The sequence below is a fragment of the Pseudoalteromonas sp. PAST1 genome (assembly GCF_021532515.1).
Classification (GTDB): domain Bacteria; phylum Pseudomonadota; class Gammaproteobacteria; order Enterobacterales; family Alteromonadaceae; genus Pseudoalteromonas; species Pseudoalteromonas simplex.
This window is the reverse complement of sequence record NZ_JAKGBH010000025.1, coordinates 1-25674: the sequence shown is the minus strand read 5'-3', so window position 1 is coordinate 25674 and position 25674 is coordinate 1. Positions and strand designations below refer to the sequence as shown.

Annotated in this window: 19 protein-coding genes and 1 pseudogene; 10 read left to right on the top strand and 10 right to left on the bottom strand. The window is 40.3% G+C overall.

Features of this window, described 5'->3' with window-relative positions:
• Nucleotides 1–121: 121 nt before the first annotated feature.
• The 3 genes from L1272_RS13365 to iadA all read left to right on the top strand — a co-directional run bounded on the left by L1272_RS13365 (nucleotide 122) and on the right by iadA (nucleotide 5779).
• A complete protein-coding gene (locus L1272_RS13365; protein ID WP_235373633.1) occupies nucleotides 122–3049 on the top strand; it encodes a TonB-dependent receptor domain-containing protein in 2928 nt (975 codons plus the stop codon).
• Between the two features lie 142 nt (nucleotides 3050–3191).
• Nucleotides 3192–4601: a putative basic amino acid antiporter YfcC gene (yfcC, locus tag L1272_RS13360; protein WP_235373632.1), complete on the top strand. Its 1410-nt coding sequence runs from the start codon at nucleotides 3192–3194 to the stop codon at nucleotides 4599–4601.
• Between the two features lie 11 nt (nucleotides 4602–4612).
• Complete coding sequence (gene iadA, locus L1272_RS13355) at nucleotides 4613–5779, top strand: beta-aspartyl-peptidase (protein ID WP_235373631.1); 1167 nt, start codon at nucleotides 4613–4615, stop codon at nucleotides 5777–5779.
• A 15-nt stretch (nucleotides 5780–5794) separates the two neighbouring features.
• Here the strand turns inward: iadA and L1272_RS13350 are convergent, their stop codons facing one another.
• From L1272_RS13350 to L1272_RS13335, 4 genes are all read right to left on the bottom strand, one after another.
• Nucleotides 5795–7081, bottom strand: a complete 1287-nt coding sequence (locus L1272_RS13350; protein WP_054552168.1) for a hemolysin family protein — start codon at nucleotides 7079–7081, stop codon at nucleotides 5795–5797.
• 138 nt (nucleotides 7082–7219) lie between these two features.
• Nucleotides 7220–7912, bottom strand: a complete 693-nt coding sequence (locus tag L1272_RS13345; RefSeq protein WP_138617338.1) for a substrate-binding periplasmic protein — start codon at nucleotides 7910–7912, stop codon at nucleotides 7220–7222.
• Between the two features lie 125 nt (nucleotides 7913–8037).
• Nucleotides 8038–9147, bottom strand: a complete 1110-nt coding sequence (locus L1272_RS13340) for an arginase family protein (protein ID WP_054552166.1) — start codon at nucleotides 9145–9147, stop codon at nucleotides 8038–8040.
• A gap of 289 nt (nucleotides 9148–9436) precedes the next feature.
• Complete coding sequence (locus L1272_RS13335) at nucleotides 9437–10216, bottom strand: DUF2189 domain-containing protein (RefSeq protein WP_054552165.1); 780 nt, start codon at nucleotides 10214–10216, stop codon at nucleotides 9437–9439.
• Nucleotides 10217–10361: 145 nt separating this feature from the next.
• Here L1272_RS13335 and udp point away from each other — a divergent pair, with 145 nt between their 5' ends.
• Nucleotides 10362–11117, top strand: coding sequence for a uridine phosphorylase (gene udp / locus L1272_RS13330; RefSeq protein WP_054552164.1), 756 nt, complete (start codon nucleotides 10362–10364; stop codon nucleotides 11115–11117).
• Here udp and cdd read toward each other — a convergent pair.
• Both cdd and L1272_RS13320 read right to left on the bottom strand, forming a co-directional pair.
• Nucleotides 11114–12046 (bottom strand): cytidine deaminase, encoded by a 933-nt coding sequence (cdd, locus tag L1272_RS13325; RefSeq protein WP_194441100.1) that lies wholly within the window; start codon nucleotides 12044–12046, stop codon nucleotides 11114–11116. The two genes, udp and cdd, sit on opposite strands and share 4 nt — an antisense overlap.
• Before the next feature lie 165 nt (nucleotides 12047–12211).
• A complete protein-coding gene (locus L1272_RS13320; RefSeq protein WP_054552162.1) occupies nucleotides 12212–12580 on the bottom strand; it encodes a hypothetical protein in 369 nt (122 codons plus the stop codon).
• Between the two features lie 343 nt (nucleotides 12581–12923).
• Here L1272_RS13320 and L1272_RS13315 point away from each other — a divergent pair, with 343 nt between their 5' ends.
• The gene (locus L1272_RS13315) at nucleotides 12924–14954 is read left to right on the top strand and encodes an ATP-binding protein (RefSeq protein ID WP_235373630.1); all 2031 of its coding nucleotides are present in this window, start codon (nucleotides 12924–12926) and stop codon (nucleotides 14952–14954) included.
• Here L1272_RS13315 and ppc read toward each other — a convergent pair.
• A complete protein-coding gene (ppc, locus tag L1272_RS13310) occupies nucleotides 14951–17596 on the bottom strand; it encodes a phosphoenolpyruvate carboxylase (RefSeq protein WP_235373629.1) in 2646 nt (881 codons plus the stop codon). The two genes, L1272_RS13315 and ppc, sit on opposite strands and share 4 nt — an antisense overlap.
• A gap of 423 nt (nucleotides 17597–18019) precedes the next feature.
• Between ppc and L1272_RS13305 the strand changes: the two genes are divergently transcribed.
• Together L1272_RS13305 and L1272_RS13300 are read left to right on the top strand one after the other, a co-directional pair.
• On the top strand, nucleotides 18020–18766 hold the full coding sequence (locus L1272_RS13305) for an SDR family NAD(P)-dependent oxidoreductase (protein WP_235373628.1): 747 nt from the start codon (nucleotides 18020–18022) through the stop codon (nucleotides 18764–18766).
• 10 nt (nucleotides 18767–18776) lie between these two features.
• Nucleotides 18777–19386: pseudogene (locus L1272_RS13300) on the top strand (flavin reductase family protein).
• A gap of 15 nt (nucleotides 19387–19401) precedes the next feature.
• On the opposite strand, the gene L1272_RS13295 reads toward L1272_RS13300, so the two are convergent.
• Entirely contained in the window at nucleotides 19402–20481 is a 1080-nt protein-coding gene (locus L1272_RS13295; RefSeq protein ID WP_235373627.1) for a M24 family metallopeptidase, read from the bottom strand.
• Between the two features lie 129 nt (nucleotides 20482–20610).
• Between L1272_RS13295 and L1272_RS13290 the strand changes: the two genes are divergently transcribed.
• Nucleotides 20611–21831 carry a M24 family metallopeptidase gene (locus L1272_RS13290; protein WP_235373626.1) on the top strand — a complete coding sequence of 407 codons (1221 nt, stop codon included), beginning with the start codon at nucleotides 20611–20613 and terminating at the stop codon, nucleotides 21829–21831.
• 152 nt (nucleotides 21832–21983) lie between these two features.
• Nucleotides 21984–23390, top strand: a complete 1407-nt coding sequence (locus L1272_RS13285; protein WP_235373625.1) for a YfcC family protein — start codon at nucleotides 21984–21986, stop codon at nucleotides 23388–23390.
• Between the two features lie 222 nt (nucleotides 23391–23612).
• Here the strand turns inward: L1272_RS13285 and L1272_RS13280 are convergent, their stop codons facing one another.
• Together L1272_RS13280 and L1272_RS13275 are read right to left on the bottom strand one after the other, a co-directional pair.
• Entirely contained in the window at nucleotides 23613–23942 is a 330-nt protein-coding gene (locus tag L1272_RS13280; protein ID WP_209327721.1) for a HigA family addiction module antitoxin, read from the bottom strand.
• Between the two features lie 10 nt (nucleotides 23943–23952).
• Nucleotides 23953–24240, bottom strand: a complete 288-nt coding sequence (locus L1272_RS13275) for a type II toxin-antitoxin system RelE/ParE family toxin (RefSeq protein WP_130167541.1) — start codon at nucleotides 24238–24240, stop codon at nucleotides 23953–23955.
• Between the two features lie 308 nt (nucleotides 24241–24548).
• On the opposite strand from L1272_RS13275, the gene L1272_RS13270 reads away from it, so the two are divergent.
• Nucleotides 24549–25674: IS1182 family transposase (locus tag L1272_RS13270; protein ID WP_235373624.1), on the top strand; the 1126-nt coding region annotated here is incomplete at its 3' end.

The window sequence follows — 25674 nt, the reverse complement described above, 5'->3', positions numbered from 1 at the left end:
CCCTCACTTCCTGTGAGGGGCTAGTTGTGTCTATAACCCACTGCCCTGTCTAAAAAATTATAACAATTATTCAAAACGTCACGGTTTTGCCGTGTGTTTTTTAAGGCAAAGGTAAATCAATATGTTTCGTCAGTTATCAATTGCTGTAGCAATCAGTGCTGTGCTGTGCCCAGTACACGCTGTGTATGCTCAAAACGACCAACAATCAGAAAAAATTGAACGAGTAGAAGTAACAGGATCACGAATTAAAGGGGTTGATTTAGAAGGAACCATCCCGCTTACCGTGCTTGACCAAGATGCAATCAAGCGCTCAGGAGCGAACACTATTCATGAATTATTGAAAGATTTATCGGTTTTTAAAGGCGGTTCCGGTACCTTTTCAACATCTGAAAGTGGTGGTACATCAACCTCAACGCCAGCGGGTCAATCCGCTGCAAGCTTAAGAGGTATGGGTCCCTCAGCCACATTAACACTCATTAATGGCCGCCGTGTTGCACCAAGCTCGTTTGCAGCAGGCACTGAAAACTTTGTTGATGTAAATTCAATTCCGCTTGCTGCAATCGAGCGCATTGATATTTTAGCCACTGGCGCATCAGCAATTTATGGAGCTGATGCGGTAGCCGGTGTTATTAACTATATTCTCAAAGATGACTATCAAGGAGCTGAAGTAAACACTTCTTACACCAATAGCTTTGACAGTCATGACGAAGCTAAGAAGCAACTTAACTTAGTCTACGGAACCAATATCGGTGAAAGTAACTTAACGGTATTTGCTGATATTTACGACCGCAATGCCTTTAAAGCGACCGACAGAAGTTATACCGCAACGCCTAATCTAGTAAATGGTTACTCATATTTACCGAAACTTGAGAACTCACCAAACATTTATTACTTCAGCAGCCGAGATGGCAATGAACTACCAGCCCCAAACTGTAAAACAGAGCTTGTCACGACTGAGTATGGTGAGCAAATTTGTGCTTACTATGCAAACCAAGATGATTACCTAGAAACCCCATTTGAAAGCCTATCAACTGGCTTTATGTTCAACAGCACCTTAGGTGATTTAGATTGGCATACCGATTTCTTCTATAGCCAAACTAAATCAAAAGCCTATTCATCACCTGCACCAATCAATCAAATAAACGACGATGATGGTCCGTTTATCATAGAAGATGCGCTATTCATTTATGATAACGCTGATGGCAGTAACGACTTAATGGACCAGCTTTATATTGATCCATTTACCACTCAAGCGGGTCGAGATGTGTATGGCTTTGCATTTGATGCACGTTTTAATTCACCACGAACTGTTGAAGTTGAAACTAAAAACTTTCGCTTAGTCAGTAGCCTAGCCGGTTACATTGGTGACTGGAGTTGGGAGTCAGGTGTAACATTTTCTCGTTCTAAGTCAGAGCAAGAAGCGATTGATGGTATTTACAACCGCTACCAATTTCATGCTGCAATCACTGGTGAATTATGCTCCGACGGTTCATTAGCTACATTTGATGGAACTCAGCTCAATTGTGCGCAAGGTCAGTTAATGCCATTCTACAACCCTTTTTTACAGGGTGATGCTAATAATGATGCGGTGCTTGAGCTTGCAAAAGCAAACCCAAGTAGAAGTGGTGAAAGTACAGTCTACGGATGGGATTTAAACTTTAATGGCGATTTATTTACATTTAATGAGTTACCCATTTATGCTGCATTTGGTATTGAGGCTCGCCGAGAAGAGTTAAAAGATATTCCGTCTTTAGACTCTCAAGCGCGTGCTGAAAATGGTTATTTAGTCGACGTTTTTGGTTTTGGCTCGAGCTTATCAGAAGCAGACCGCACACAGTACGCTGCATTTGTAGAGTTGAATATGCCAGTTACTGAGCAGCTAGAATTGCAAATTGCTGGTCGTTACGATCATTACGATGACTTTGGTGGAACATTTAACCCTAAAGTGGGTTTAAGCTACCGCCCTTCAGATTCTCTAATTATTAGGAGCTCTTGGTCAACGTCGTTTAGAGCACCATCATTAACTCAAGCTGGCGTAAAATTACGGACCACACAATCAAGCTTTGATTGCGGCGCAAATCAGGCTGTTGCAGATTTATACTGTATGGGTGATGGTACAGAAGTCAGTGTTAACAGCCTAGAGCTTGGTAATCAAACACTCAAAGCCGAGGAATCTGAAGCGCTCAGCATTGGCTTTGCATGGAGTCCATCTGTAAATACCAACCTAACTGTCGATTATTGGCATTTTGATCATGAGCAAGTCATCGATACCAATATGACTGCCGTGCTAGATAGAGCAATTACGGACGCGTCTCTTCGTCACTGTGGCTTAGTACCACAAGGACAACAAGGTATTTCCTACGAGCAGCAGCTGTGTGAAGTAACCGATAATGCAGGCCTTAATATCGAAAGTGATGGCGCTAATCTTTCAGAGATCCTAGCAAACTATATAAGTGAGTTTAACCCGCGAGAAGATGAGCTATTCCTGCCGCTATTTAGAGACCATGTTATTCCACTGGAAAATACCGGCACACAAACCTTAGCGGGAATCGACTTTAAGTTCGATCATCGTTTTCTTTTTGCACAAGGTAACTTAACGCTCGCTTTTGATGGTACACACTATTTAGAGTTTGAGAGAAATAAACCCGGTTCAGATGCAATCGAAAAGCTAATCGGCACTTATCGCTACCCTGAAAATGTTGGCAGATTCTCTATCGATTGGGATGCCGAGAGTTATTACATAAATCTAGGTGCCAATTATACCAGTAGCTATGAGGATGATATTGAAGGGCTTCGTGGCCGTGAAATAGACGAGCTAGAAGAACTTGGCGAGCTTAATGATGAGTTAAAGCGTGATGTTGATGACTGGCTAGTATGGGATTTATCAGCCGGATATTTTATCAATGATGCATTATCAATCCGTGCTCGTATCGATAATATCTTCAATAAAGAACCGCCTAAACTATATGGTTCAAGTCGAGGTTTTGATTCTATAAACCATAATGCGTATGGCAGTCGCTATACGTTAAGTTTGAGCTATCGCTTTTAGCAAGGTATGGGCGGCTTAATAGTCGCCCACACTTTTGAGCTTACATTATCTTAAACTGACGACTCTCAGTATTAATCTTTCTTAGCAAGGGCTACAATACCTTGCTTATCTTATAAACGTCGAATGACATTTAAGTGACTTTATGAAAAACAAACAGTTTGCGATGCCAGATGCGAGCATCATTTTGTTGTGCGTCGCAGTTATCGCCTATTTTGCCAGCCTATTTATTACCCCCGGTGTATTTAATGCCGAAAAAGATAGCCATAGTGTTGAATTATCACAATATCAAACAGCCTCAGATCATACCCCGCCAGCATTATTTGCAGAAGGTGGTGAAATTGGCCTCGCTAATGTCTTATTTGAAGGATTAGTGTCAGGTGATAAGTATGGCGCAGCGATTGGTGTGATGGCGTTTATTTTAATCACTGGCGGTGCGTTTGGGATTATCTTAAAAACCGGTGCGGTAAATAACGGCATCATGGCACTGATCAATAAAACACAACATATTGAGTGGGTATTCATTCCTCTCTTGTTCGTGCTTTTCTCTTTAGGTGGTGCGGTTTTCGGCATGGGTGAGGAAGCCATTGCCTTTTGTATTGTGTTATTCCCGATTATGAAACAACTTGGCTATGACGCAAAAGTAACGGTATTAACAACCTATGTTGCTACACAAATTGGCTTTGCCACCTCATGGATGAACCCGTTTAGCATTGCCATAGCTCAGTCTATAGCTGAAATTCCCGTTTTTTCTGGCGCAGGGTTCAGAATGGTTGCTTGGCTTGTTTTTACTTCATTTGGCCTTGTATTCACTATTCGCTATGCCAACTCTATCAGAGCCACTAAACAACAATCTAACCAACACCAAGACAGTGCAATAAATTTAGATAGCGCAGATAAACTAATCTTACTTACTTTTATTGCTGGCATTGTTTGGGTTATTTGGGGCGTGATGGCTAGGCAGTATTATATTCCTGAATTAGCAGCGCAATTCTTTTGCCTAGGGATTGCTTGTGCTGTAATCGCCAGCCTATTTAAAAAACAAACTGCCAATGAAAGCGCAAACGCATTTAAAGAAGGTGCTCAAGAACTGCTACCTGCCGCGCTTTTAGTGGCACTTGCAAAAGGCGTTATTTTAATACTTGGCGGTAGTGACTTAACCTCGCCTTCAACTCTAAATACCTTGCTGTACTACAGTGCCACCAGCATTTCAGTTGTACCCGACTATATTGCGGCTTGGGGCATGCTATTATTTCAAAGTGTATTTAACTTCTTTGTTTCGTCAGGCTCTGGACAAGCAGCCATAACGATGCCGCTAATGTCACCGCTCGGTGATTTATTAAATATCTCACGTCAAATTGTGGTGTTAGCATTTCAGTTGGGTGATGGTTTAACCAATATTTTTATTCCGACTTCTGCTAGTCTCATTGGCTGTTTAGGTATTGTTAAATTAGATTGGAGTGAATGGGCACGTTTTATTTGGCGCTTCACTTTAGCTTTGTTTGGCCTTGCTAGCTGCTTTATTTTTCTCGCACACTTTATTAACTATCAGTAAAAGATTTAATTATGTTAACACTTATAAAAGGCGCAGACGTTTTCGCCCCCTCACCTTTAGGCACTCAAGATGTACTTATTGCTGGCGGAAAAATAGTTGATATACAGCCTGAAATCACCATCGATACTTATCAGAGGATTACCACAGTCGATGGCACTCATTGTATTTTAGCCCCAGGGTTTGTAGATTCACTCGTTCATATAACTGGCGGAGGCGGCGAAGCTGGCTTTGCAAGCAGAACACCAGAAATGAACCTGACTGATTCAACATTGCATGGCACAACAACCGTTATTGCAGCCCTTGGCACTGACTCAAGTAGCCGAACGCATAGTAACCTGATTGCTAAAGCAAAAGAGCTGAAAGAGCTTGGGCTCAACGTGTTTTGTCATTCGGGCTCATATCATTTACCTGCGAAAACACTGACTGGCTCAGTCACCAGCGATTTAATGTACATTGATGAGTTTATTGGTGTGGGTGAAGTTGCTATATCTGATCATCGTAGTAGCCAACCCACGGTACAACAGCTGGCAGAGCTTGCCGCAGAGGCAAAAGTGGCAGGCATGTTAAGTGGTAAAAAAGGCACAGTCAGCATTCATGTTGGCCCTGTTGATACACATTTATCGTTATTACATGAGGTTGATAAGCTAACCGATATTTCACTGGCACAATTTTACCCAACTCACATGAATCGAAATATCGACTTACTTAATGCTGGGGTAGAGTTTTGTAAAGCCGGTGGCACTATCGATTTTACAACAAGTACAACCGAGTATGACCTTGCTCATGGTGAATACTCTGCCGCACACGCACTCGCTTATTGCCTAGAGAATAAGGTCGACCCAACAAAGCTCACTATGAGCTCTGATGGCCATGCAAGTCTCCCTATTTTTGACAAAAGCTATAATCTGCTTGGCCTTGAAGTCGGTAAAGAGTCTACATTGCATGGTTCGTTTGTAGAAGCAGTGCAAAAATATAATGTTTCGATTGAACACGCTTTAATGGCGATTACATCAAACCCTGCACAGATACTGGGTATCAATAAAGGTGTCATTAAACAAAATGCAGATGCCGATCTTGTGCTACTTAATAAAACAACGCTTGCGCCAACAGAATGCTGGTCAAAGGGTGTTCATATGGTAAGCAAAGGTAACGCCCTTGTGAAAGGCGCCTTTGAGTAAGGCCGCATCGGCGGCCTAAACAGTATCCGAAATGCGAGTAACGAGTAGTTGCTCGACTTTCACTCCTTCAACATCGACAACTTCAAACTTATAGCCACCAAAATTGATAAACTCAGCGCGTTTAGGCAGGCGTTTCATGGTGTAGATCAAAAACCCTGCGACTGTTTCGTAATGAGATTGCTCAGGAAACTCTTCAATTTCAAGTACCTTAGCAAGCTCAACCACAGGTGTTAAACCATCGACCAGCCAAGATGAATTATCACGTTGAATAATTAACTCTTCGCCTTGATGGCTAATTAAATCCCCCATAAAGCCTTTCATTAAATCTTTGACAGTGACAATACCTACCATGAGTGCATACTCGTTAACCACAACGGCAAATGGTTCAGCCGCTTTTTTGAATGTGTTTAAAGCTTCAGACAAACTCAATGTTTCTGGAAGATAAAAAATATCTTGGCTTATCAATTCATTATCAATTTCGGCGCTTTGCCCTTTAAGTACTTTGCGCAAAATATCTTTTGATTCAACTGAACCTATTAATTTATCTAAATTACCATCACAGACTAAAAAGTGGTTATGTGGGTGTTCGATAATTTTGGTCGCCACTTCTTGAGCATCTGCTTTAACATCAAAATAGACAATTTGATCACGTGGGGTCATTACACTCGATAAAAAACGCGCTTCTAAATCGAATACATTGCCAATTAACTCATATTCTTGTTGCTGTAAGCTACCGTACTCTGCCCCTGCATCCATCATCGCCACAATGTCTTCTGTCGTAACAATGTCTTCTCGTTCAGCGGGTACTTTAAACGCGCGCAAAATCAGGTTGGTAATTCCATTAAAGAAAACGACAAAGGGTGTTAGCGCAAAAGTTACCCAGCGCATTATAGAAACCACATTAACTGCAACGGCTTCCGGCATAATCATCGCTAACCGTTTAGGTAATAAGTCAGCAAATAGAATAAACAAAGAGGTAATACTCAAAAACGAAATCAAAAAGCTGATTTGGCTTAGTAAAGGTCCTTGGTAAATCATACCTAAGATTTGTTCGATATAAGGCGATAATGCTTGCTCACCAACAATACCACCCAAAATGGCAATTGCATTCAGGGCAATTTGTATCATGGCAAAGAAAGCACCAGGTTGCTCTTGCAACGCCAGCACCGCTTGGGCTTTAGAACTCCCCTCGTCCACCATTACTCGTAATTTAATCTTGCGTGATGCTGCTATTGCAATTTCGCTCATAGCAAACAACGCACTGATCAGAATTAAAATAATAATAATGAGTAAGTCACTCATTGTAACTCCTAACATTTAAACGCATTCAGAGTGTTGAATGCAAACAACTTTTTGCTCGTTTTGCTAGCTAGAGTTTGGCGAGAATGGACAAAAAGCAGCTGATTATAGCCGCTTTATTACAATCAACAAGTGCTATTTTTAATCGTAATCAGCAAAGGCTTTACTTAACTTCTCAAGCCATGCAGTGTTCATATTTTTATTACAAGCAAAATATAAGTCAGGATTAACAACAGGAATACTAAACACTGGTTTTAGTGAGTTGAGTGTAGAGTCTTTTTGTAATTCAAAATCAAATTGTTGATCACTTAAAACGACTAAATCTATGCTCGTTCGACGACTTTTTAACACATCATAAATATTGTCAAAACTATCAAGTAATATCAGCTGATTTGTTTCATCAAAGCCATGTTCTTTTAAGAAAATATGAGAGTAATTATCTTTTAGCACCGCAATACGGTATTGCTTAGCTTGTTGTAAATTACTAATTGAAATTTGCTGAAAATTAAACGAATAAAATGAAGCAGAGAAACGTCCAAGTTTTGACAACCAGATAAAATCACGCTCCCTAGCAGGTAATCTAGCTATTGAGAATATACATGTATTTTCATCTCTAAGAGCAGCATTGTAAGAAACAGACCAAGGGTTCACAGAAATTTCATAGTTGATGTTACTTTGCTTGAGCGATGTTAGTACTTTATCAACTACAGTCCCCACTAACTCACCATTCTCATCTTGATACTGTAACTGCGGTAAATTTTCAGTGACCACTGTAATTGCAGAGAATACAGGTAGAGACACTAGTAAATAAAGTAAGATAAAGAGCTTATGCATAGTCGCTATACCGGAAATTATAATTATTTTTTATACAAATATAGCGCGAGGTGATGAAATTTGAAATGTAAAATAGAAATAAACAATTAGCGGAAACTAAGTTTCCGCTAATCTTGCAAAATGAATTACTTATTCATTGCACCAATCAAAAATGCAGAGATTTTAGCACCTTCTCTGAGTGTCGTTTCAGAACTTGTTTGGCCGATTAGTGAGCTGTCGGTGAATGGCGCGATTTCCATCATATCAGCACCTGTAATTGGGAACTCGTCAGCCAATGCAACAAGAATGTCTAATGCATGCTGAGGTGTTAAGCCACCTGCTTCTGGTGTTCCTGTCGCTGAAGCAAAGCTTTCATCAAGCGCATCAATATCAAAGCTCACATAAAGCTCATCAACATTATCTGCTTTAAGCTGTGCAATCACTTCTTCAGCAACTGCTTTAGAGCCACGTTCGATGATTTCGTGGGCCCAATGTTGTTTAACACCAAACGTGTCTTCCCAATGTTGCTTAGGCTTACCACTAGAGCGGATACCAAATTGAATTAGGTTACGTGGCGCTGGTAAGTACTCAAGAATATGTGTACACCAAGAACCAAAGCATAAATCAATACCAAGACGCTCTACTAATAAATCTGTATGAGCATCAAAGTGAATGATTGCAGTGCGTTTGCCAGCATCACGTTTTGCTTTTAAGTAAGCTTTAGTTAGCGGGTAGCTAATTGAGTGGTCGCCACCGATACCAAAAATACCCTTATCAGGGTAGTTCGCATAAAAGCCGTCACAGACATCTTCAGTGATAGACAAAGGTGATACATGGTATTCACTGTTTTCATCAGCATATAACGCTTTTTGGCAGTTTGTGATGGTCGCATCGTTAAGGTATTTATCATGCAGTAAATGTGGGATCACACGCACATCACCTAAATCAAAAGCGCGTGCTTGCGGTTGTTGATCAATCAAGGTAGAGCGTAAAAAAAGAGGTCCCCAGTTAGCACCACGTAATATACCACCGCCGCAGTCAGAGCTAATACCTAAAATAACGGCTTTGTGCTCAGACTCTGCCAATGTTTCAAGTGACTCTTTCCAAAGCACATCAACATTGTCTGTTTGACCGTATAATTTAGTACGCAACGCATCTTTACGCTCTTTTGCTGTATTTACTGTAAATACACCATCGCCAGGAGGACAAAGACACTGACTTAGTTTTTCGTGGAATGCTTTTTGTGTGTTACTCATCTCTACTCCGCTGATTATTATCTGCATATTCATGCGTAATTAAAAAACTTGCGCAATCAGGTTTGTGTATAGTTAAGATTTTTAAGACTCAACAATCACTTGCTCAACTAAACCTATAACTCACTGATATTAAATGATTATATTTTCTATGCAGATGAATTTAAACTGCTCTAGTCAAATTAGAGCGCTGTATTTTGGCAGGTATAACATGCGCGAAAAGAAAGTCAAATTTTGCGGCAACCGAGTCGATTGCCGCTATAGATTTATATTCAAACGAAGTGAATACTCATTATTCGTAGCCTCTTGGCTTCTTGGTTTTGATAACCGCAATGTATGCATGCCAACTGGCGTAGCTTAATAAAGGCATAATCACAATAAACCCAGCAGTGCCTGTAATAAAACCAACAAACACTAAACAGAGTATTATCCCAGCCCAAACAACCATGGCAGCAAAATTGGTTTTAACCGCATTCATTGAAGAAATTACCGCAGTCATAATATCAACTCTGCGTTCCATCATAATTTGCGGGGTAAACGCTGAGATAGCAAATACAGTGACCAGTAAGATACCACCGACAATACTACCGAGCGTTAAAAACGCAGATAACTGCTCAAAACTCGGGTTAACAACATTCGGATATAGGGCGTGGATGAGCGCAGCTAAACGCATCCAAACAATCATAATCACCATTAATAACACAGCAAAGCCCCATTCACCTGCTGGGTTTCTAAACATCGATTTCAGGCTATGCATTAGAGTAGGTTTATGGCCTTTTTCAAGCTCCCACGCTACATCATAAAGGCCAGCAGCAAAGGCAGGGCCTATTAATGCAAAGCCAACCACAGCAGGCAAAATAACTAAGTGCGTATCAAACTGATATACAAAATACATAATTGTCGCTGGTATCAAGGTAAATACTAATCCGTAGACAAGACTCAGTATTGGCGCATTAGCGATGTCCTTAAATGCAAGTGCTAACCAATGAAACGGTGCAGATGCAGATATTTGAGAGCTCTCTAAACAACGAGCAAATTCGTGGTTTTTGTTCATAGAAGATGATGCTGGCATAATGTATCCTCATTAAAGGTGACATCTTTAGGTTTAGGTTAACTGTGCAATTCTTGCAACATTGTTAAGTTAATCGGACATCTGTCCTGTACTTTAAACACATATGATTAAAGTATTACGCTTTAGACAAAAATAAGGTTTAATAATGGAAAAGGTATTTCACTTAGGGATCACACGTGACGACTTAAAAGGGGCAACTCTTGCTATCGTACCTGGCGATCCTGACCGCTCAGCACGCATTTCTACGCTTCTTGATAACCCTGAATGCTTAGCGAAGACTCGTGAATTTCATGTTTACCGTGGTGAGCTAAACGGCCACAGTGTTGTCGTTTGTTCAACCGGTATTGGCGGCCCATCTACTTCAATTGCTGTTGAAGAGCTTGCCCAACTTGGTATTGATACCTTTTTGCGAATTGGCACGACCGGTGCTATTCAGCCGCACATCAATGAAGGCGACATTTTAATTAGCCAAGCATCTGTTCGATTAGATGGCGCAAGCCAGCATTTTGCACCACTAAGCTACCCTGCTGTGTCTGACTTTTTTGCTACACAAGCAATGGTCAATGCATGTGATAAATTAGGAATTAATTTCCACATTGGTATTACTGCATCAAGTGACACATTCTACCCAGGTCAAGAGCGTTACGATACTTATTCAGGTTATGTTCCGCGCTCATTCCAAGGCAGCTGTGAAGAGTGGCAAAAACTAGGTGTGATGAACTACGAGATGGAATCAGCAACACTATTTACTATGTGTGCTGCCCTTGGCTTACGCGCAGCATGTGTTGCAGGTGTTTTAGTAAATCGTACTAAACAAGAGATTCCGAATGTTGACCACGGCGAGATTGAGAAAAAATCAGTCGCCGTCGTCATTGAAGCTGCAAAACTATTGCTTAATTAAGCGTTACTTAATTTCGCAATATAGTGCTCAAATGCTGGTGGGTTTGCAAAGCTTGCCAGCACAGATTTAGCCACCTCATATTGATTTTCTGCCCCTTGTGTTTCTAACAAGGTTATCGACTTAACTGTTTTATCATCAAAGCTTAAACCCGCAAGATAAAACTGACTCAATGCACTTTGTAATGGCGAAAGGCTTGGACTATAGGCAGCATTTTCGGCATAGCTTCCGTAAAAATCCCCTTCGGTAAATGTACTTAATTTAACAGCACTAAAATTACCTGTGTATGGCACATATGCATTGAGTGCTAATTGAATAAGTTTTGCGTCATCAATGGTAAGGTCGGCAAATTGTTTATCACTTTGCTTATGCGAAAATAAACACGCATCATTACCTAAATCTTTCGGGCCAAATGAATAAGGTAATAACTCATGAAGGTTAAAGTCACGCTCTGGTAATAAAATCTCAAGTGAGTCTGCAGTACTCAATTCATTCATAAATTGACGGCAATAGCCACAAGGAGCGTCACTGATTGCAATTCTTTGTACTGCTTGCGCGCCATTAAGCCAAGCATTATTAATCGCTGATTGCTCAGCATGAACGACTAAACTCAAGGCTTGATGAGAAAACTCAACATTAGCGCCAAAATAGAAATTTGTTTCGCCTTGCTCATTTAACCCAACTGCAATAGCGCCCACGTAGAATTTAGAAATAGGCGCCACAGAAAATAAACTTGCGACGGGTACACAAGCTTTTAGTAACTCAAGTTGGCTAACTTGAAACTGCTGACAAAGAGAAGAAATATCTGTTTGAGATAAGATGCCACGTTGCTGTTTTAGCTGGGCAAAAAGAGAATTTTTTTGTTGATCATTGAAGCTAAACGGCTCTGAATTTTGAGCTAGTTTGCTTGCATCTATCCTAGTTGCTGTCATAACAAATTATAATTATTAATTGGCTAAACAGTTTAAAAGGTTACGTAATGAATTGCTAGGTTTTGGCGGTAAACATCAAGGTAAATCGCACAATAAAAGCTAAAAATTAGCGGTATTTGTAAGCCCAGATATACACAACAAAATAGCGATGACTAGCTCGACCAATTATTGACGAACCAGCCAATTTTTTGCTTTGTTAAAACATTCAAAGTTTTCAGCTTGTAAGTTATAGCGCTTTGCTTTTTGCATAAATAAGTCGTGCATAAAACCATCAAAACTTACGACAATTGCTACAACAGCTTCTTTCAAAGAGTTTGCCACTGCCGGCATAATTGTGAATAAATCAGCAGGTGCGAAATTGTGCGTCAACTCAGACACGTCAACGAGTATTTTATCTGACCCATATAATACTGAGTATTGTTGGGCGATTTGGTAAAAGTTAATCACATCCTGTGCGCTTGCCGTCCCTCTTAACGTCATCATAACTAACGACGTAGATGCATCATAGGTAATGCAAGTAGACACGTTTGACATAAAAATACTCTTAAACTGCGTGAGTGGTTAGGGGTTAACTCTAGCTCTCAGAGTTGAAAGCCAGCATATTTTATTTATAACCCTAACCTAGTCAATAGCTAGCAATTAAATAGGTATGACCAGCATTAAATATAAGAATTTATAACTAGAAAAATACATTTTTGGCGTTACCTTAAATTAACCTTTAATGCTTTTTTTAAACATGCACGAGAATTCTGCCTTTAATTTAAGCCTTTTCAGATGCCCTTAAAATGAGTGAAAACTTACAATGAACATCATCTTAAAGCAGTAGAGTAAACACGTATTGTCAGATGATACATGTTTGCTTGGATAGGAATAAATCATGAGATTCATGGTTCCAATTATCGCAGGCATGTTTTTGTCAGTTCCTTTGCAAGCAACCGCAATTACAGCAACAGAATTTGAAAAACTACGCAACCAAGTCAGAAACACTTACGCAAACTCAAGACAGCTAGGTTTAGAAGAAGTAAATAAAATACTAGCCGATTCTGAGTTGAATCTTGAACAGAAGATCATTATGACTAACTATAAAGCGTGGGTTTTATCTGGTAATAATAAACTAGATGAAGCGATGATTACGCTTGTAGAGTTCGAGAGTATGGTTGCCAAATCGAAAGATAAGAGTCTGATGTATGGCTACTATAATATTTCGGGAAATATCTATTCCCATTTAGGGTTATATCAAGAAGCACTTAATCATTACAAACAAGCGCTCCCTTTTGCAAAGATGAGGAATAATAACCTTGTAATGCAAACTGAAAACAACATCGCTGTTATCTACTTAAAATTACACCTATATAACAATGCAGCAGAAATATTTAAAAAATTTAGAGAGTATAGCAAAACAAATAACCATACCTTTAATGAGTCGTTTACGAGTAATCTTCTTGCTAAGGCTTTGCTTGGTTTAAAAAAATATGACCAAGCATTAGAACTACTTAGTAACATATATAACTTTCAGAAAAGCAACGACTTTCTTTCACACCAAATAGTTAATATAACCACTCAGGGAAAAATTTATAACTTTCAAGCACAATATAAAAAAGCAGAAATAATATTGAAAAAAGCACTCAATTTACTAAATGAGAATAATCTTCAAAGCGATAAGCTTGCTGTAATATTAGAACTTGCTAAAACATACAAAGCCCAAAATAAACCTGCATTGGCTCTAGCACAAATTCAGTCAATTGATTTAAAAAATAAAAAAATCTCTGACTATCAATTATTGCTAGCTACACAAGAGCTATCAGCCTCTTTGCATTTACAACAAAAAAACTACCATGCAGCAATTGATGCATACAAACAGCTCTATGAAACTCAAGAAAAAATTCTAAGAAGACAAACCAGTACTAATCTTGCCAAAGCGTTAGCAGAATTAGATATAACGACTAAAGAAGCAGAAATAGAACTTTTAACTAAATCAAATCAAGTTCAGGCTTCAAAAAATAAAGCAAATAAAGTGATCTTTATGGCGATTGCTTTTGCCTTATGCTCAATTTTAATCGTATTAACGTTGATGACAGTGAGGACGAAGCAACAAAAGAATGCCCTATCTAAAACATTAACAAAACTTCATAACACACAAGCACAACTTATTGAAATCGAAAAAATAGCATCGTTAACCGCATTAGTATCTGGTATGGCGCATCAATTAAATACGCCCATTGGCACCATTGTAACCGCTAGCTCTTTAATTGATGATCAACTTACACTTATTTGCCAAAAGTTTAAATCTCAAGAGCTATCTAGCAAGCACCTTCATAGCTTTTTAAACGATACAAACGATGCAAAAGATTTAATACAGGCTAGCATCGCTCGACTTGCCAGTATTGTCGAAGAATTTAAGGCACTCAATGTGTCTATTGATTTAGATAAACCGCTAGTCCAGTTTAACCTAAAAGAAGAAATATCACGCAGAGTTCTGCCTTTCTCAAGTTATTTAGGAAAGTGTATTAAATTCGATATTCAGGGCGATAATGTTGTAATAACTTCTTACCCTGCAATTATTGGAGACATATTAAAAACCTTAATCATTAATTCCTGCGAACATGGTTTTGCAATAAAGCTACACGGCTTAATTGAGATCGAGATTAAAGCTTTTCCTAAGCATGTCGAAATTATTTATCAAGACAACGGGGTCGGTATTAAGGAAACTATCTTGCATGATATCTTTACTCCTTTCTATACCACTAATATGGGCGATAAACACCTAGGACTTGGGTTAAATGTTGTTTTTAATGCAGTTAAATTTAATTTGAAGGGAGAAATATGCGCCGAGCCTTATGAACACGGCGCACAATTTGTTATTAGCCTACCAATCGATGCTCGATTGGTTGATGATACTTGCTATTAACCGGTATTACGCATACCAGCAGCGATACCTGTCATAGTGATCATCAAGGCATTATCAATATCGCCTTCAGAGCCCACGTCAGCTTCGCGTGAACGACGCAGTAACTCAACTTGTAATAAGTTAAGTGGATCTGTGTACGGGTTACGAAGCGCGATTGACTCTTTGATCCAAGGTTGGTCTGCAAGCAGGCTCTTTTGTGGGCTAAGCGATTGCACAAGCTCAATAGCCTCACTCAACTCCTGACGAAGTTTTACGCCTAATGGCTTATATTGCTCAGTTACTAATGCATCATCGTAATGCGCACTTAACCATGAATCGGCTTTACTAAATACCATTTCTAGCATCTCTAAACGAGCACGGAAGAATGGCCATTTTAAGCTCATTTCGTGAAGTGTCTCGATGCCATACTTATCTAAAGCAGCTTTAAGGCCTGTTAATGCACCTAACCAAGCTGGCAGCATTAAACGGTTTTGGCTCCATGCAAAGATCCATGGAATAGCACGAAGACTTTCTACCCCACCGTTCGGGTTGCGCTTCGCAGGGCGAGAACCAAGTGGTAATTTAGATAGCTCTTGCTCTGGCGTTGCCATTCTAAAGTAGGGTACAAAGTTTTCATCATGGCGCACAACTTGGCGGTAATGCTCACACGAATCAGCACTAATAAGTTCCATAACATCACGCCATTCGCTCTTCGGCTCTGGCGGTGGTAGCAAGTTACTCTCGAGTACAGCACCAGCGTAAATATTTAAGCTTTGCAGGGCAACAGCAGGCAAACCAAACTTAAAGCGGATCATTTCACCTTGCTCTGTTACTCGCAAGCCACCTTTTAATGAACCTGGAGGCTGTGAACGTAGTGCTTGCGCAGCTGGCGCGCCACCACGACCAACAGTACCACCACGGCCGTGGAATAAAATAAGTTCAATACCGCGATTTTCGGCTAATTGAACAAGTTTATCCATAGCTTCATATTGTGCCCAACCAGCAGCCATCATACCTGCATCTTTTGCTGAGTCTGAGTAGCCGATCATGACATTTTGTTGGTTTTGAATATGACCACGGTACCAAGTGTTATCAAGTAAACATTCGATAACCTCTTTACCATTATTTAAGTCATCTAACGTTTCAAATAATGGCGCAACCGGTAAGTTAAACTTACAACCACTTTCTTTAAGCAGTAACTGTACTGCCAGCACATCAGATGCAGTGCGTGCCATCGAAATAATATACAAACCAAATGTTTGAGCATCTTGCGCTGCAATTACATCAAATGTATCTAGCACCTCTTGTACTTCTGGGCTTGGTTGCCAATGCTTTGGAATAAGCGGACGTCGAGAGTTTAGCTCAGCAAGTAAGAACGCTTGTTTGTCTTCCTCTTGCCATTGATGGTAATCACCTAAACCTAAATAACGTGTTAGTTCAGAGAAAACATCACCATGACGCGATGAATCCTGACGGACATCGAGTTTAGCAAGACGCAGACCAAAGCTGTTAATACGGCGTAGTACATCAAGCAACAAGCCATCGGCAACTACTTTCATGTTGGTCTTAATAAGCGAGCGATAGCACACTTCGATTGGGTGTTTAATTTGCGCGATATCGGTAATTAAATCTTCAGAATCAGTGCGCTTATTCTTAATTTTAGCGCCCAAATGCGTCACAGTTTCGGCAATTTGATTCTTTAATTTTTTAAGTACCGCACGATAAGGTTCAAAATCTTGACCTGCAAGCTCAATAAGCTCATCGCTTGCATCCGACATTGATAGCTCATTGCTTAGCGTTTCGATATCACGCGAATACAAATCGAGTGCCATCCAGCGGCCATGATCAAGTACTTGCTGTGTGACTTCAGCGGTGACGAACGGGTTACCATCACGGTCGCCGCCCATCCAAGAAGTAAATTCAATTGGGCTGAAATCAATCGGCAGCTCTAGATCAAGCTCTGCTTTTACGTCTTCGCCAAACTCGCGTAAGAAGCGCGGAACAGCATGCCATAAGCTATTTTCAATAACCGCAAAACCCCATTTAGCTTCGTCAATTGGCGTTGGGCGTGAGCGACGAATGTCGTCGGTATGCCACGCTTGGCTAATAAGTTGGGCAATGCGGTTTAATAAATCTGCACGTTCACTTGGTAAGTTGTCTTTACGCTCTAAAGAGGCAAGGCAATCACTTAATTCAACGTGTTTATTGATCATTGTACGGCGTGTCACCTCAGTTGGGTGAGCCGTCAGTACTAAATTGATGTGGAGTTTTGAGAGTGTTTGTGCCAAGTGATTCGGATCAACTTGACCTTGCTTTGAAGCTGTTGCTAACGCTTTTAATGTTTGAGTGAGAGGGTTTAGTTGGCAAAAGCCAACATCATTAAAGCGCGATACGGTATGAAATTGTTCAGCAACATTAGCAAGATTCAAAAAATGATTAAATGAGCGTGCAACCGGTAATAGTTCTTCATCTGTGAGAGCGTGTAGTACTTCGATAAGCGCCTGTCTGTCGGCTTCGTTACCACTACGTGACGATTTAGATAAAGCGCGAATCTCTTCTACCTTATCTAAAATGGCTTGTCCTTGTGCATCTTTAATGGTTTGACCCAGCATTTGTCCAAGCATACTAACATTACCGCGAAGTGCAGCGTATTGTTCACTCATTCTCATACTCCTTTCTTTAACTAAGTTGAAAGTACTTACTGCACAGTATTTAGCCAAGCACGAGCGCAGCTAAATACTGATCCCTTTTATTAATATCATTGTCAGCGTTAATTTAATAGATCGAATTTTCTAACATACTCGTAAAAAAGAATAACCAATCTATAAACATAAAAGTGTAATAAATACGCAGCTTAGTCAGCTACAAAGCGTTAAAGCTAGCTCAATTGGTAAAATGGACTTACCAATTTAAAAGGTAAAATCCCCGTAAATTAAGGCATCCTTAATGTTTGCATGGTCAAATCTTTACCCGCCTTTTTTTATATGTTTGTAGGGTTAGCTCAAGACAAACAGAGCTACTATCATTTTATTAGTTGGTGATAGTTTGAGCGAAATTTTTTCAAATATTTTTATAACAGGTCAAAAATGCAACTCTATATTTTGTGTGGTGCACGCAGTGAAATTGCAAATGCCTATTTCACTACTCTTCATAAACAAATCAACACGGGTCATATCGTCACCATCAGTCGAGATGAATTTAAGGCAAGTTTCAATGAGTCATCAAGCAATGAGATAAGTCACCAGCATTTTATTACTGATTATTCAGAGCAAAGCTTAAGTGGCATTGCTAAAGAACTTGCCGGTGGCCACTATGATTTAGCCCAGTTGATGATATTTAACGGCCTATTGCATGATCCAAATAATGCGCCTGAACGTAAACTTGAGCAAATATCTGAGCAGCACTTTATAAATAGCATGACAACTAATGCTCTACTGCCAATTCGCTGTGTGACTTTATTCTCAATACTTTTAAAGCCACAAGCTTCAACTGTGGTGTGTGCTCTTAGTGCACGTGTTGGTAGCATTAGTGATAACAAGTTAGGCGGTTGGTATAGCTATCGGGCATCGAAGGCGGCATTAAATATGTTATTTAAATCTGCAGCGATTGAACTTAGCAGACGCTATAAAAAGTGCCACTGCGTGTTATTTCACCCAGGTACCACTGATACGCCTTTATCAAAACCCTTTCAGGCAAATGTACCCAAAGGAAAGTTATTTACCCCTGAGTTTGTAGCCGAGCAGCTGTATTCATTGATAAGTGATGCTGACTATTTACAACAATCACACAACCCTGCCTACTTGGACTGGCAAGGAAAACCCATAGACTGGTAACAGGAAATTTATGCATTTTACAAAACAAGCCATTGCTGATTTAGAAAACCGCTACCGCGCTCATTTAATTAATAGTTTGTCGGGGTTTAAAAGTGCCAACTTAATCGGCACTCAAGATAGCAACGGCCAAACCAATTTGGCGATTGTCAGTTCAGTATTTCATCTTGGGGCACATCCCCCTTTAGTGGGTATGATCATTAGGCCCCATTCAGTGCCTCGCCATACCCTAGAAAACTTATTAGCCACTAAGCAGTACACGATTAACCACGTGAACAAAGACATTTATAACAAAGCACATCAAACATCGGCACGCTACGACAAAGACGAGTCTGAATTTGATGCAACAGGGCTCAGTACTGAATACCTAAATGACTTTACAGCGCCTTTTGTTAAAGAAAGTAAGCTTAAATATGCGCTTGAGCTGAAAGAACACCTTCACCTTGCCATCAATGGCACTGAGCTGATCATAGGTGAAATAAACCGATATTTACTTAGATGAGGCTTGCTTGCAAGAAGATGGCTTTGTCGATATTGAAGCCATTGACACAGTCGCAGTGAGCGGGCTTGATAGTTACCATGTAACTGAACGTTTAGCCCGCTTAGCGTATGCTAAAAAGTAACCTTTAATTTAAGCACTAGATTATAAATGGCTTAGGCGCATGGGTTAACACCTCAAAACCAGATTCGGTGATAACTATGTCATCTTCTAAGCGCACACCACCATAGCCTGGTATATAAATGCCGGGCTCAATGGTGATCACATTACCAACTTCAAGGTTGTAGTCTGTCAGAGTGTTGATGAATGGCACTTCATGTAAAAACAGCCCTAAACCATGGCCAAGCCCTTTACCGGCGTATTCGCCAAAGCCCGCCTCAGTAATCACCTTGTTTGATATAGCATTTAAATCTAAACAGTTAATACCCGGTTTAACCATTTCAAGTGCCGCATTTTGTGCATCAAGAACAGTATTATAAATACGGGTTTGTTTTTCTGACGCTTCGCCAATGATGTAACTGCGGGTCATATCAGAGCGATAGCCATTTACAACCGCACCAAAATCAAGGGTTACAAAGTCACCTTGCTTTAAAACCTGATCTGACTGGTTACCATGCGGCAAGGCTGAGCGCTCTGCAAACAGCATGATGGTGGCAAACGACATTCCTTCTGAACCAAGCTTTTGCATTCTAAATTCAAGCTCTAAGGCAAGGTCACGCTCGGTTACACCCGGTTTAAAATAAGGCAACGTTTGTGCTAATGCTTCATCAGCGATGGCCGCAGCAGCTTTAATTTGTGCAACTTCCCAGCTATCTTTAACGCGCCTTAGTTTTTCAATTAAGCCGTTTACCGCAGTTAATGTGTGGCCGCTTAGCTCATCTGCCACACCTTGCCAAATGGCTACCGTGACATAGCTTGCATCAAATGCGACATGGCTGTTTGGGTTAAGGTGCCTGTTAATACAATGACCAAGAGTTTCGTTGTCTCTGTCTCGACAAACAACTTCAAACCCTGTTGTTTCAGCAATTGCACGTTGGTGGTATCGGTAATCAGTGATCAACACACACGCATCTTGAGTAATTAATGCATAAGCAGCATTACCGCTAAAACCACTTAAGTAACGAATATTTTCATGACCAAGTACTAACATGGCGCTGTAACCTTGTTGCTCTAGCAAGGCTTTAAATTCAGCTTGTCTTTTTAAGTAATTAACTTGCATTGTCGCTCCTTATTTTTTGCGCATGCTAACAGTTATGTCAATAAATACGAATATTATGCGATTAGTCGCAGTGAGTTTGCATCAACTGTTTACTCAAGCCACAATGCAGAAAAAACCAAGGAGTACACAATGATAACATATGGTATTGGCACACAAACGCCAGAGCAGGCGCTTGACTCTTTGTCAGATATGACAACAGATTTAACCCCTATTCAAAATGACGAATTTCATGCGCGTATCGCAAAAGCACAAGCGTATATGCAAGCAAACAATATTGATGCAATTTACTTAAATGCAGGCACTAACCTAGCCTACTTTACGGGTATGCGTTGGTACGCAAGCGAGCGTTTAGTTGGCGCTATTTTACCTGCAAAAGGTGATGTTCAATATATAGCGCCGTTTTTTGAAATCGGCAGCTTAAACGATTTTATGGTGATTGATGGCCCAATTCGTGGTTGGCAAGAACACGAAAACCCTTATCAATTGTGTGTAGATGTTCTTACAGAAATGGGCATTAGCAAAACAGGCACCCTTGGTATTGATGAAAGCGCGCAGTTTTTCATCTACGACGGCATTAATAAAGCGAACGGCGATTACAACATTGTTAACGCACAGTGCGTAACAGCGCACTGCCGCATGCATAAATCAGCCAATGAACTTGCCTTAATGCAACGTGCTATGGACATGACTTTAGAAGTACATAAAGCAACGGCAAGTATGCTTTATGAAGGTATCACCACAACTGAGGTTAAAGCCTTTATTAAAAAAGCGCACCAAAAAGTCGGCGCACCGGGTAACTATTTTTGTATTGTGCTATTTGGTGTTGCGTCGTCTTTCCCGCATGGTGTTAAAAACCCGCAAACCCTTAAAAAAGGTGACGTGGTACTGATTGATACTGGCTGTAAAGTACATGATTACCTCTCTGATATTACCCGTACTTATGTATTTGGTGAAGCAACTGATCGTCAACGTATGTTTTGGCAACACGAGAAAAATGCCCAACTTGCTGCTTTTGCTGCCGCAAAAATTGGTGAGCCATGTGGCAAAGTAGACGATGCTGCAAGGCAGTACCTAGCCGAAAACGGCATGGGGCCAGAATATCAAACACCAGGCTGCCCACATAGAACCGGCCATGGCATTGGTTTAGATATTCATGAATGGCCATACCTTGTGGGTGGTAACCCTACTCCACTCGCAACAGGTATGTGTTTTAGCAATGAACCTATGATTGTCGTACCTGATGAGTTTGGTATTCGCTTAGAAGATCACTTTTATATGACAGACGAAGGTCCGCGTTGGTTTACCGAGCCTGCTCATAGCATCGATGACCCATTTGGGTTAGCTAAATAAAATTCAAATAAACTTTATAAGGCCAGTTTCCTGGCCTTTTTTGTATCTTAATTATTACAATCATTAACAGTGTGGACATTTTAGAGACAACCTATCCGCTTTTATCATGTTATTATTTCAAGAATTTAACCTAACATAATTACGGAGAATAAATGGGTTTACGTTTTAAAGTTCCACATACCCTGATACTGCTGCTGGGCATGATGGTTGTTGCGCTTATTGCTACTTGGTTAGTACCACAAGGTTTTTTCACTACTACATTAAGTGAATCAGGCCGAGAAATGGTTGTTGCGGGCACCTATCAAACGGTTGCTGAGCGCCATTACTTAACTCCATGGGATTTATTACAAGCCATACCTCGCGCTTTTGCTGCTGCTCAAGATGTTATTTTCTTTGTGTTAATTGTGGGCGGCGTATTAGCTGTTGCACGTGCCACAGGCACTGTTGATGCTCTCATTGGTAGGCTTTTAGAGCGACACGGTAAAAAACCGCAACGATTAATCTTTATGGTGGTGTTTTGCTTTGCCTTAGCATCAAGCAGTATTGGTACCGCCGGCGAATATATTCCTTTTGTTATTATTCTCGTCGCGCTTTGCAAAGCAATGCGCCTAGATGCAATGACCGCCGTAGGTATGATAGTCGCAGGTTATGGTATTGGTTATGGTGTTTCGGCATTTAACCCATTTACGGTATTAATCGCACAGCAAATTGCAGGTATTCCTGTTTACTCTGGTCTGTGGTTACGTTTAGCGATATTTATTCCATTTGTACTCATTGGTTTTCATCATGTTTGGCAATACACCAAAAAGGTAGCGCACGATCCGTCTAAATCAATGATGATTGGCGTGCCTTGCCCACTCGAAAATCAAACAGCAACAAGTTACCCAGCACTTGCCCTGCGCCATAAACTAGTTTTAGGTAGCTTTATTATTACCCTAGTAATTGCAGTATGGGGCATCGCAACTAAGGGCTGGTACTTATACGAGCTAGGTGGTGTTTTTATTGCTTGGGGTGTGGTTGTAGCCATTTTAGGCAAACTATCTGCTGATGAAGCAGCAAACAAATTTATAGAAGGCGTATCTGATCTTGTTACCACCGCAGTGTTAATTGGTGTTGCACGTGGTATCGCCCTTATTTTAGAAGACGGCCAAATCCTGCATAGCCTTGTACATGGCATGTCGTTACCGCTTTCTTATGTATCAGCAGAAATATCTGCAATTGGCATGCTGGTTATTCAAACCCTACTCAATACCTTTATTCCTTCTGGTTCAGGGCAAGCTTATGTCACCATGCCACTCATGGCGCCACTAGGTGATTTAGTCGGTGTACCAAGACAAGTTGCTGTGCTTGCTTACCAATTTGGTGATGGCTTTTCAAATATGATCATACCGACCAATGCTGTTCTTATGGGCATTTTAGGGATGGCAGGTGTGCCCTACGGACATTGGTTTAGATTCTGTTTACCACTACTAATTAAACTAATGGTCGCAGCATCGGTTGTATTGGTATTAGCTGTAATGTTCGGCTATGGCTTAGATGTGCAGCCCACCCTAAATTAACTTAGTTGAGTGAGCTAATTGGCTCCTAAATTAATGATGCACGCTAACACCTATGTGTTAGCGTGGCTCTGAGCATTACTTGCCACAAATAATTGTCAGATGAAAAGCTAATTATAAAAACTTCTGTACGAAAGCTTTTAACTCGTCTTTCTCAGCTTCACTAGCAAATGAATTTGCCGTAATGATCAAGATTGTGGATTAACAATATACGTTATGAGTTCTTTAAATAGTTTGTGATGTACGTAGTGAAGTTTCTTGAGCAGAAAGTAAGGGTTTTACAGATTTAGCTTCTTCTTGATAACGATTTCTCGTATCCCATAAATCTACAGAGTGCTGGATATTAAGCCAAAACTCGGGTGTATTCCCTAAGGCAGCAGCCAGTTTAATTGCAAGTGGCGCTGTTAAGCTACCGCCATTGATCAAGTTACTAACCGTATTTCTATGCACACCCATAGCTTCAGCTAAAGTTTTTGATGTAATGTCCATAGGCTCTAAAAACTCTAGCTTCAGCATTTCACCTACACTCACAGGACGACGCTTTGTTATACGCATAACTCTTACCTCAATACTTATGAGGGTCTAAATAGGTGTTTTCTGCTACACCATCAACCCACTTAAAAATCAATCGATACTGTTTGTTCACTCGTATTGAACACCAATCTTTCAAGTTACCTTCAAGATGTTCAAACCGGTTACCTGGTGGTACTCTTAAGTCAGATTCAGCCTTTGCTGCATCTAATATTTCTAGCTTACGATATAAAGCATTCTCTATAACCTTAGGGATTAATCGATGCCGCTTATCCTCTTCATAGAATGCTTCGAGCCACTCATCCTTAAAATCTACAGCCATATCCTTGCACTGTCCTATTGTGCATCAATATAGAAATAATAGCGCACAGTCATAATATGCACAACATATACGTTTAAAAATCACTATGGGCACTTGTGTCGTGTATAAACTTATTCGTAGAAAACCATTTTTGGATATAAATGGGTTGGTGCTGAAGGACAGTTCTGTGCCCAGACTGTGTGAAAACTCTGATCACCTTTTGGTCTAAGTATGTTCTGCTTATGATCTATTAATCTATACATTTAGTTCACTTAATATACTGATATTTATATAATTAGACTATTGATTCAGTTGAGGGTTGAGGCAGTATGTCAAAGTTTATAAGCGGTGAAAGTCGTGACCAATCAACGTTATTTCCAGAATCGTTGGAAGACTACGTCAGTGAAGATAATACGGTCAGAGTGATTGATGTTTTCATTGAGGAACTAAATCTAGCTGAATTGGAGTTTAAAGGGTTAACTTTAAAGTCCACAGGCCGCCCTAAGTATCATCCAGCCACATTATTAAAACTGTATCTTTATGGTTACCTCAACCGTATTCAATCATCCCGCCGATTAGAAACCGAATGCCAACGCAATATTGAACTGATGTGGCTACTTGGTAAGTTGGCACCCGACTTTAAAACGATTGCTGATTTTAGAAAAGACAACGGAGATGGTATAAAAAATGTGTGCAAAACGTTTGTTGAAGTCTGCCGTCGTCTGAATATGTTTGAGAAACCAGTTGTTGCCATCGATGGTAGTAAGTTTAAAGCTAGCAACAACAAAGGCAATAATTTTACGCCAAGCAAAGTTAAATTCCACATCGACCGAGTCGAAAAGAATATTGAACGTTACCTTGAATTACTTGATGAAGCCGATAAAGAGCAAGCTAACGTCACAAAAATTAAAGCCACAAAAGATAGGCTAGCTGACTTTCGCAGCCAGTTAAAAAAACTACACGAGATTAAAGAACAAGTTGAAGCTCATCCTGACAAGCAAATATCCACTACTGATCCTGATTCACGTTTAATGAAAACTCAAGGTTTTACAAGAGTTGTGAGTTATAACGTGCAAAGTGCGGTTGATACCAAGCACCACCTTATAGTGGCGCATGAGGTGACCAACGTGCCAGATAGAGGCCAGCTTGCGTCAATGACAAAACTCGCACAAAAAGCATTGCGCAAGGAAGATATAAGGGTATTAGCAGATAAAGGTTACTTCAGTCAGCCCGATATAAAAGATACTATCGATTTGGGTGCAGAGCCAATCATGCCCAAGACGGATACATCGTCCTCTGAAAAGAAAGGGATATTTAACCGCTCACTCTTCAAATACGATGCAAATAAAGATATTTACTTATGCCCCGCTGGTAATGAACTTCAAAATCGAATGCAGGTATTTGAGCAAGGTAAATACCTTGATGTTTACTTCAATCACATTGCTTGTCGAGATT

Bases quoted from the DNA above. Each gene is read 5' to 3' on its own strand.
- cdd (WP_194441100.1), bottom strand. From the start codon at position 12,046: ATGACAGCAACTAGGATAGATGCAAGCAAACTAGCTCAAAATTCAGAG.
- ppc (WP_235373629.1), bottom strand. From the start codon at position 17,596: ATGAGTGAACAATACGCTGCACTTCGCGGTAATGTTAGTATGCTTGGA.
- L1272_RS13340 (WP_054552166.1), bottom strand. From the start codon at position 9,147: ATGAGTAACACACAAAAAGCATTCCACGAAAAACTAAGTCAGTGTCTT.
- L1272_RS13315 (WP_235373630.1), top strand. From the start codon at position 12,924: ATGAGATTCATGGTTCCAATTATCGCAGGCATGTTTTTGTCAGTTCCT.
- L1272_RS13295 (WP_235373627.1), bottom strand. From the start codon at position 20,481: ATGCAAGTTAATTACTTAAAAAGACAAGCTGAATTTAAAGCCTTGCTA.
- L1272_RS13350 (WP_054552168.1), bottom strand. From the start codon at position 7,081: ATGAGTGACTTACTCATTATTATTATTTTAATTCTGATCAGTGCGTTG.
- iadA (WP_235373631.1), top strand. From the start codon at position 4,613: ATGTTAACACTTATAAAAGGCGCAGACGTTTTCGCCCCCTCACCTTTA.
- L1272_RS13285 (WP_235373625.1), top strand. From the start codon at position 21,984: ATGGGTTTACGTTTTAAAGTTCCACATACCCTGATACTGCTGCTGGGC.
- yfcC (WP_235373632.1), top strand. From the start codon at position 3,192: ATGAAAAACAAACAGTTTGCGATGCCAGATGCGAGCATCATTTTGTTG.
- L1272_RS13280 (WP_209327721.1), bottom strand. From the start codon at position 23,942: ATGCGTATAACAAAGCGTCGTCCTGTGAGTGTAGGTGAAATGCTGAAG.
- L1272_RS13365 (WP_235373633.1), top strand. From the start codon at position 122: ATGTTTCGTCAGTTATCAATTGCTGTAGCAATCAGTGCTGTGCTGTGC.
- L1272_RS13275 (WP_130167541.1), bottom strand. From the start codon at position 24,240: ATGGCTGTAGATTTTAAGGATGAGTGGCTCGAAGCATTCTATGAAGAG.
- udp (WP_054552164.1), top strand. From the start codon at position 10,362: ATGGAAAAGGTATTTCACTTAGGGATCACACGTGACGACTTAAAAGGG.
- L1272_RS13335 (WP_054552165.1), bottom strand. From the start codon at position 10,216: ATGCCAGCATCATCTTCTATGAACAAAAACCACGAATTTGCTCGTTGT.
- L1272_RS13320 (WP_054552162.1), bottom strand. From the start codon at position 12,580: ATGTCAAACGTGTCTACTTGCATTACCTATGATGCATCTACGTCGTTA.
- L1272_RS13290 (WP_235373626.1), top strand. From the start codon at position 20,611: ATGATAACATATGGTATTGGCACACAAACGCCAGAGCAGGCGCTTGAC.
- L1272_RS13345 (WP_138617338.1), bottom strand. From the start codon at position 7,912: ATGCATAAGCTCTTTATCTTACTTTATTTACTAGTGTCTCTACCTGTA.
- L1272_RS13305 (WP_235373628.1), top strand. From the start codon at position 18,020: ATGCAACTCTATATTTTGTGTGGTGCACGCAGTGAAATTGCAAATGCC.